Annotated in this window: 2 protein-coding genes; one reads left to right on the forward strand and one right to left on the reverse strand. The window is 75.2% G+C overall.

Features of this window, described 5'->3' with window-relative positions; all coding sequences use genetic code 11:
- Positions 1 to 393: DUF8805 domain-containing protein (locus H5J29_RS33035; RefSeq protein WP_512700158.1), on the reverse strand; the 393-nt coding region annotated here is incomplete at its 3' end.
- 236 nt (positions 394 to 629) lie between these two features.
- On the opposite strand from H5J29_RS33035, the gene H5J29_RS33040 reads away from it, so the two are divergent.
- The gene (locus H5J29_RS33040; RefSeq protein ID WP_181784813.1) at positions 630 to 1,280 is read left to right on the forward strand and encodes a hypothetical protein; all 651 of its coding nucleotides are present in this window, start codon (positions 630 to 632) and stop codon (positions 1,278 to 1,280) included.
- Positions 1,281 to 1,298: the final 18 nt, after the last annotated feature.

Genomic DNA, 1,298 nt, shown 5'->3' on the forward strand with positions numbered 1-1,298 from the left:
GGCGTACGCGAAGGCCTGGCGGACCTTCTCGTCGTCGAACGGCGCCTTGTTCCCGACCAACGGGCCGGCGTCGACCACCGCGGGGCCCTCCGGCGGGACGGGGCCCGCCAGGAGCGCCCGCCGCACGCCGCGTCGGTCCTCCTGCAGGATCGGCCCCACCACGGCGAGTCCCTCGGCCCAGCGCAGCCCCCACACACCGGGTTGGCGGACCAGCCTGCTCGTGGCGAGCGTGACGGAGTCGGCCGCGGAGCGCAGCACCCGCTCGGGGAACGCCACGACCCGCGCCGGATCCAGCAGCACCGTGGCGTAGTGGTGGCCGATGCCGACCGCCCCGGCGCCCAGCATCCCGAGGCCGGCACCGACGCCGGCCGCGACCAGTCCGCGTTCTCGCACGGGCCGATCATCCGTGAGAGGCGGGTTCGGCGTCGAGCGGAGGGCCTTCGTGACAGGACCGTGATCCTGCGCCCGTCAAGCATCACCGCGTACCTCGTCCCGGTGAACCGTGTGTGACCTGCGTCTTTGCTTCCACCGCATCGAGTGAACGGGCGTTCGCGGGCACAACCGGGTCACGGCGGGGTCGTTGGCCACTCAGATCAACGATCTCCCCCGATCGGAAGGACCCTCCAGTCATGAGCAGTCTCGCCAGGCGCACGTTGCGCACCTCGGCCACCGTCGCCGGGATCGCCGCCCTCGGCGCAGGCTTCGCGGGACAGGCGTTCGCCGCCGACCTGCCCGAGCTTCCCGCGACCCCCGAGCTCCCCACCGAGGCCCCGGCCCTGCCGGACGCCTCGGCCCTGGAGGCACCCGCGCTCCCCGCGGCCCCCGAGCTCCCCGAGGAGGTCGACGTGCCCGGGATCCTCCACTTCGAGGCCCCCGAGGTCAGCACCCAGACCACCGGCGACTCGACCGTCGCGCAGGACAGCGCGGACGTCGCGGACGTCGCGGACACCCCGGTCGCCGAGGGCGCGGGCGCCGCCGCCTCCGACGTCCCGACCGGCTCGTACCAGGCCGCCGAGGCCCCGACCCTGCCGGAGCTCCCGGCGCTGCCCGGTGCCCCGGAGGTCAACGGCGACTTCGGCAGCCCGCTCGGGAACATCCCGCTGGCCGGGCCCGAGCTCCCCGACGCGCCGGAGGTGCCCGCCGCACCCGAGCTCGCCGCGCCGGAGCTGCCGTCGACGACCGACCAGGACCTCGACACCACCGGCAAGACGACCGTCCCCACGCTGGCCGCCCCCTCGGCCGGGGACATCGCCTCGGAGATCGCCGCCCTCGCGGGCTGATCTCCCCCACGGACTCTC

This window comes from Pseudonocardia pini (assembly GCF_013870575.1).
Classification (GTDB): Bacteria; Actinomycetota; Actinomycetes; order Mycobacteriales; family Pseudonocardiaceae; genus Pseudonocardia; species Pseudonocardia pini.

Coding starts and splice junctions, on each gene's coding strand:
- H5J29_RS33040 (WP_181784813.1), top strand. CDS start 630: ATGAGCAGTCTCGCCAGGCGCACGTTGCGCACCTCGGCCACCGTCGCC.